The organism is Vibrio sp. V42_P2S4T144, from assembly GCF_009904715.1.
Classification (GTDB): Bacteria; Pseudomonadota; Gammaproteobacteria; order Enterobacterales; family Vibrionaceae; genus Vibrio; species Vibrio alginolyticus.
In genome coordinates this window covers 1-6,547 of the sequence record NZ_WXWS01000261.1, presented here as the reverse complement: position 1 = coordinate 6,547, position 6,547 = coordinate 1, and the positions used below count along the sequence as shown (strand labels likewise).

Sequence of the window (6,547 nt, the reverse complement as noted above, 5' to 3'; positions counted from 1 at the left end):
ACTTCACTTTTGGCTAGGTAAGGTTATGAGCGCAGAAAAACTATATATAGAAAAAGAACTGAGTTGGTTGTCTTTCAACGAACGAGTATTACAAGAAGCTGCCGATAAAACCGTCCCTTTGATCGAACGTATTCGCTTTCTTGGGATCTTTTCCAACAATTTAGATGAATTTTACAAAGTACGCTTTGCGGACGTGAAGCGCAGAATCCTAATCAGCCAAGAGCGCGGTGGCAGTGATAGCCCTAAACGACTGTTAACCAAAATGCAGTCGAAAGCACTAAAGCTTAACGAACAATTTGATGAGCTTTACAGCGAATTGATTCGAGAAATGGCGCGACGTCGCATTTTCTTGGTCAACGAACAACAACTGGATGAATCGCAACAAAAGTGGATCGCGAAATACTTCCGTAGAGAGGTAATGCCGCATATCACTCCCCTCCTAATGAAAGACGAGATCGATGTTCTGCAATTTCTCAAAGACGAGTACGCTTACATCGCCGTAGAACTGCGTAAAGAAGAACATTACCAGTATGCTCTGATCGAAATTCCGACCGATCACCTTCCCCGCTTTGTGATGGTACCAGAACAGAAAGGAAAGCGTCGAAAAACCATCATCTTACTTGATAATATTATCCGCCACTGTTTGGACGAGCTGTTCAAAGGCTTTTTTGATTATGATGAGCTTAGCGGCTATGCGATGAAAATGACGCGTGACGCTGAATACGATTTACGCAATGAAATCGAGTACAGCTTGCTTGAACAAATGTCAGAGGGTGTCAATCAGCGACTGACAGCAAAGCCCGTTCGCTTCGTCTACGAACGCGATATGCCGCCTCAAATGTTAGAGTTTCTGTGTAACAAACTTAATATCTCTAACTACGATAACCTTATCCCCGGCGGACGCTATCACAACTTTAAAGACTTCATCGGCTTTCCAAATGTTGGACGAGAGTATCTTGAAAATAAACCTCTCCCGCCAATGAAATGTGCCGATTTCGAAGGTTATGCCAACAGCTTTGACGCGATTAAAGCGAAAGATATTCTGCTCTATTATCCCTACCACACTTTTGACCACATTAGTGAGTTAGTGCGCCAAGCCTCCTTCGATCCCAAAGTACTTAGTATCAAGATTAACATTTATCGCGTCGCGAAAGATTCTCGCTTGATGAACTCTTTAATTGATGCGGTGCACAACGGCAAAAATGTCACTGTGGTCGTCGAACTGCAAGCTCGCTTTGATGAAGAAGCCAATATCGAATGGTCAAAAGTATTAACCGAAGCGGGTGTGCACGTCATCTTTGGTGCGCCTGGTCTTAAGATTCACTCAAAGCTACTGATGATTAGCCGCCGCGAAGGTGAAGAAATTATTCGCTACGCACACATCGGCACAGGCAACTTCCATGAGAAGACGGCACGAATTTATACCGACTTCTCCCTGCTTACGGCAGATCAAGAAATCACTAATGAAGTCCGTAATGTCTTCGGTTACATTGAGAATCCATACCGACCAGTGAAGTTCAATCACCTTATGGTATCTCCTCGTAATTCTCGAACCCAAATCTACCGCTTAATCGATAATGAAATTGCGAATGCCAAGCTAGGGAAAAAAGCCGCTCTTACGATCAAGGTCAATAACCTAGTCGATAAAGGCATCGTCAATAAGCTTTATGGAGCAAGTACTTCCGGTGTAAAAATAAACATGATCATTCGAGGCATGTGCTCATTAGTACCGGGCATTGAGGGGATCAGCGACAATATTCGCATCATCAGTATTGTTGACCGCTTTCTTGAGCACCCTCGCGTGGTGATCACCCACAATGATGGCGATCCGCAAGTTTATATCTCCTCCGCAGACTGGATGACAAGAAATATTGATCACCGTATCGAGGTAGCAGTACCAGTCCGTGATCCACGTTTGAAACAGAGAATTATTGATATAACGAATATCCATTTTACCGATACAGTAAAGGCTCGTTTAATAGATAAAGAAATGAGTAACGCTTACGTACCACGAGGTAATCGCAAAAAAGTTCGCTCTCAAATCGCTATCTATGACTATCTTAAAAATATAGAAAAGCAAACTAGAAAACAAAATTCAGATGCCTCAAATACTTGAACAAGATACTCGCTACATTGCCGCGATAGACCTCGGCTCAAACAGTTTCCATATGGTGGTGGCCAAAGTTGTCGGCAGTGACCTACAACTGGTTAGTCGTCATAAACAACGTGTTCGCTTAGCATCAGGACTCGACAGTGAATTGAACTTAAGTCACGCCGCAATGGAGCGTGCGCTAGAATGCTTAGCCATGTTCGCTGAAAGGTTGCAAGGGCTTGATGAGTCAAATGTACGTATCGCCGCCACACACACACTAAGACGCGCTAAAAATGCCCACCTTTTCATCGAGCGTGCGAAAGAAGTGATGCCTTTCCCAATAGAAATTATCCCCGGAGAAGAAGAAGCCCGCCTGATTTACTTAGGCGTCGCGCACACTCAAGTAGAATCCAACTCCAAACTAGTCATCGATATCGGAGGCGGCAGTACCGAGATGATTATTGGACAAGAATTTGAGCCTGAGCTTCTCAACAGTAAACAGATGGGATGCGTCAGTTTTACAGAGCAATACTTTAAAAACGGCAAACTGTCAGGCAAAAACTTCAGCAAGGCGATGTTAGCGGCCGAACAAAAACTCGAGTCCATCGCTTCAACATATCGTAAAAAGGGCTGGGATATTGCTCTCGGCTCATCAGGAACCATCAAAGCGATTCAAGAAGTGCTAGTAGGATTAGGTTTTGAAGATGGCCTGATCACAGCCAGTCGACTGGATACACTTATCGAAACTCTGTGTAAATTTGATTCCATTGAAGATATTGAGCTGGCGGGTCTAACAGAAGAACGTAAACCCGTATTCGCAGCAGGCGTAGCGATTTTGTCCGCGATTTTCAAAGCGCTTCGCATTGAGCAAATGTTTTTCTCCGATGGTGCTCTACGCGAAGGCCTGTTGTACGAAATGGAAGAGCGTTTTGCACGCTCCGATATTCGCATGCGCACCACAGAAAATTTAGCCAACAAGCACCGAGTCGACTTAGAGCATGCCGCTCGTGTTAAGGGGCATGCACGTGAGATGTTATGTCAGGTACGCTCTGAACTAGGCATTAAGAAAAAGAGTGAATTATTTGACTTACTAGAGTGGGCAGCGTTGCTTCATGAAGTCGGATTAAGTATCAACTTGCGTAGTTTCCATCGCCACTCTTTTTATATTCTGTTGCACTCCACCCTACAAGGCTTCAACCGTGAGCAGCAATTAGTGCTTGCAACATTGGCTCGCTTCCAGCGTAAAGCGCTCAAATTGCAAGAACTACCAGATTTCAACCTCTATAAACAGAGTGACGTTATAAGCCTCATCAAAATATTACGACTTTCTATCGTATTAAATGGGCAGCGTAATGAAGATCCATTGCCTGATATCACCTTATCTATCAAAAATGACGAATGGATTCTCACATGCACAGATGAAGCATGGCTAGAAAACAATAAATTACTTCACGCGGATTTACAGGAAGAACAAGAACGTTGGGACAGCGCGAAGTGGACACTCACTTTCTGATCTCGTACTGCCCATACCTAAATAAAAAGTCGGCTTACAGGCCGACTTTTTTTAACTCTTCTTCTGCAAAGTCTGCCGTAATGGGCACATAACCATCTTTCTCAACCAACGCTTGTCCCTGAGCAGAAAAGATAAAGCGAATAAATTCAGCTTCAATTGGTGTTAATGGGTAATCAGGGTGCTTATTCACGTAAACATATAAGTAACGTGATAGTGGGTACTTACCACTAACAATATGTTCTCGCGTTGGAGTCACGTAGTCATTTCCCATTTTAGCCACAGGGACTAAGCGCACACCTGCCACTCGATAACCGACACCGGAATAACCAATTCCACTGATGGTTGACGCTACAGCTTGCACAACTGACGCGGAGCCTGGCTGCTCGTTAACTCGGGTCTTGAAATCGCCGCCACACAAGGCATTACTTTTGAAGTAACCATAAGTTCCAGAAACGGAGTTACGACCAAACAACTGGACGTTTCGCTTTGCCCACTGTGATTCAAGACCGAGTTGCTGCCAGTTTGTTACAAATTGACTTTCACCACAGCGTAGCGTGGCAGAAAACAAAGCATCTAATTGACTAAAGTTAAGACCTTGAATTGGATTATCTTGATGAACAAAAATACCGATTGCATCGATGGCGACCCTAAGCGCCGTTGGCTTGTAGCCATGTTCACGTTCAAACGCTTCAACCTCTCTTAAACGCATAGGGCGGCTCATGGGACCAAACTGAGCTGTTTGTTCGGTCAATGCTGGAGGGGCAGTAGAAGAGCCAGATGCTTGGACTTGCGCATTAATATTCGGGTAAATGGATTTAAACTCTTCAACCCAAAGCGTTGTCATACCCGCAAGTGTATCGGAGCCAACAGAGAGCAAGTTCCCGACAATCCCCGTCGTTTTATGATAACTCGGCAATGGTTTATCTTGAGCGCCAGCCATACAGGAACAAACAAGCGCGAATAAACTGAATGTTTTTGCCAATCGTAAAGCCATTATTTCACCACCAAACGCTCAGGCAATACGAAAGAAAACTTACTGCCCACGCCTACTTCACTGTGAATTTCTAAATGAGAGTCATGGTGACTCAGCGCGTGTTTTACAATGGCTAGCCCTAAACCACTTCCTCCAGTATCACGTGATCTTGCTTTATCCACTCGATAAAAACGCTCAGTAAGTCGATGGAGGTGCTGAGGTTCAATACCATCACCACTATCTTCCACCTCTAAGCATGCGCCTTGAGAGGTCTGGAACCAACGAACATTAATATTCGCACCAGGCGATGTGTATTTGACGGCATTATAAACGAGGTTAGAGATAGCACTACGTAACTGGTCATCATCGCCCAGCACGCGTAGGCTAGCATCAACATCAAATTTCAATTTATGTTGGTTGTCCCCACTAAGGCTAACCGCCTCTTTTTCTAACACTTCAAGCATCGCGGGCACATTCACGACTTCCTCAAGCTCATGCATAGGTGCCGCTTCAATTTTAGATAGTGTCAGTAGTTGGTTCACCAAACTGTTCATGCGGTTAAGCTGCTCCGTCATGACACCATGAGCTTTGCTCCACATAGGACCCACAACCATATCAGGATCTTCTGTCATCTCAAGATAACCTTGTAGCACCGTCATTGGTGTACGCAGTTCATGAGATACGTTGGCAAAGAAGTTGCGACGCATTCCCTCAAGTTGTTTTAACTGGCTAACATCACGCACCACCATCAAATGTTCACCTTCGGTATACGGTACGATACGTAGTTCTAGCATGCGTTCGACATTGAGTGGTGAACGCATTTCTAATGGCTCTGAAAAGTCTTTCTTGTTGAGGTACTTGATAAAATCAGGTGTACGAATGAGATTGGAGATAGGTTGACCTGAATCTTCTGGCCAATGGAAGCCCAGTAAGTGCTGAGCCAGCTTGTTGCACCAAACAATATTGCCTTCAGCACGGAATACCACTACCGCATCGGGTAGCGATTCTGCACCATTTCGGAATCGACGAATAAGATTAGTAAGCTCTTTTCGTTTGCGGCGTTGGCGCTGTTGTAAGCGATACAACCCATTGAACAAAGATTCCCAGTTACCGCTACCAGACGGTGGCGTGAGGCGTTTTTCATCCCATAACCAAGAAGATAAACGTACTTGGTTATGCAAATGCCACACAAGCTGCAATGCCGTAGCTGCCAAAAGCAACCACGGCATATAACCGAATATCCAACCTACTATCACCCATGGGGTGTAAAAAAAAGCCAGCTCCCAGGCCAGCTTTTTCCACGTTAATCTTTCAACCACTCATAACTCCAGAAATGGTACCGATAAGCTGCGTGTTAATTTATGCCTTCGTCGAGAAGCGGTATCCAGCACCACGAACAGTTTGGATCAGCTTATCATGCCCTGCAGCTTCCAATGCTTTACGCAGACGGCGAATGTGAACATCGACCGTACGGTCTTCGACATACACGTTGGTGCCCCAAACATTGTTTAATAGCTGCTCACGGCTGTATACGCGTTCTTGATGCGTCATGAAAAAATGAAGCATCTTAAATTCTGTTGGCCCCATGTCTAATGGCGCATCATTAGCCGTAACACGGTGCGATACAGGGTCAAGCTTCAATCCCTGTACATCAATTACATCTTCTAGTGCAGTCGGAGTAACGCGACGAATCACCGCTTTTAAGCGTGCAACCAACTCTTTAGGAGAGAATGGCTTAGTAATGTAGTCATCCGCACCGACTTCTAAACCGCGCACTTTATCTTCTTCTTCACCACGAGCGGTAAGCATCACAACTGGAATGTTGCGCGTTAATTCCTCTCGCTTCATATGCTTGATGAAGTTAATGCCGCTGCCGCCTGGTAACATCCAATCCAGTAAAACTAAATCAGGGAAGGGTTCAGCCAGTTTGGTTACTGCAGTATCGTAATCTTCCGCTTCTACCGCTTGG

General features: G+C 44.9%; 5 protein-coding genes. 2 read left to right on the top strand and 3 right to left on the bottom strand.

The window, feature by feature from the left end:
- The first annotated feature begins 25 nt into the window (after positions 1-25).
- Both ppk1 and ppx read left to right on the top strand, forming a co-directional pair.
- Positions 26-2,116, top strand: coding sequence for a polyphosphate kinase 1 (gene ppk1, locus CAG68_RS09095; protein WP_005381748.1), 2,091 nt, complete (start codon positions 26-28; stop codon positions 2,114-2,116).
- On the top strand, positions 2,100-3,605 hold the full coding sequence (ppx, locus tag CAG68_RS09090) for an exopolyphosphatase (RefSeq protein ID WP_033905789.1): 1,506 nt from the start codon (positions 2,100-2,102) through the stop codon (positions 3,603-3,605). The genes ppk1 and ppx overlap by 17 nt, the downstream gene beginning before the upstream one ends.
- Before the next feature lie 34 nt (positions 3,606-3,639).
- On the opposite strand, the gene CAG68_RS09085 is transcribed toward ppx, so the two are convergent.
- From CAG68_RS09085 to phoB, 3 genes are all read right to left on the bottom strand, one after another.
- Positions 3,640-4,599, bottom strand: coding sequence for a PstS family phosphate ABC transporter substrate-binding protein (locus CAG68_RS09085; RefSeq protein WP_017821959.1), 960 nt, complete (start codon positions 4,597-4,599; stop codon positions 3,640-3,642).
- Positions 4,599-5,897 (bottom strand): phosphate regulon sensor histidine kinase PhoR, encoded by a 1,299-nt coding sequence (gene phoR / locus CAG68_RS09080; protein ID WP_161441027.1) that lies wholly within the window; start codon positions 5,895-5,897, stop codon positions 4,599-4,601. The genes CAG68_RS09085 and phoR overlap by 1 nt, the downstream gene beginning before the upstream one ends.
- 40 nt (positions 5,898-5,937) lie before the next feature.
- Positions 5,938-6,547, bottom strand: a 610-nt coding sequence (gene phoB / locus CAG68_RS09075) for a phosphate regulon transcriptional regulator PhoB (protein ID WP_161441026.1), incomplete at its 5' end; no start/stop codon positions are given.